1 protein-coding gene is annotated in these 369 nt (G+C 62.1%); it reads right to left on the bottom strand.

The features are described from left to right. Nucleotides 1-112 precede the first annotated feature (112 nt). On the bottom strand, nucleotides 113-369 hold a 257-nt coding region (locus E5W87_RS35280; RefSeq protein ID WP_292408550.1), incomplete at its 5' end, for a FadR/GntR family transcriptional regulator.

Genomic DNA, 369 nt, shown 5'->3' with positions numbered 1-369 from the left:
CGGAAGAGCCGAAGAAAAAGGCCGCGCCGAAGAAGAAAGCTGCCAAGGACGCCGAATAACACCGCGTTCTGCGGATGGTGAAAGGCCGCCCTCGAGGCGGCCTTTTCTTTTTCTAGGCGACCTGCAGATCGTCGGCGGCGATATCGAGCAGCCGGTTCATTGCGGCCCTGGCTCCCGCCGTATCCCGCATGCGGATCGCCTCAAGCACGGTTTGATGCGCTGCCAGCGCCCGCGACTGCGCTTCCATCAACCTGTTGGTGACGAGAAAGGATGCGCTCAGCGCCGCCTCCAGCATCCCGATCAATCCTTTCAAAACGACGTTGTGGCTTGCCGCGATCACGCTGCGGTGGAAAGCCAGGTCTGCCCGGC

It is taken from the genome of Mesorhizobium sp. (assembly GCF_004962925.1).
Classification (GTDB): domain Bacteria; phylum Pseudomonadota; class Alphaproteobacteria; order Rhizobiales; family Rhizobiaceae; genus Mesorhizobium.
Note: the sequence above shows the minus strand (reverse complement) of the source record. Positions and strands in the feature narration are given on the sequence as shown.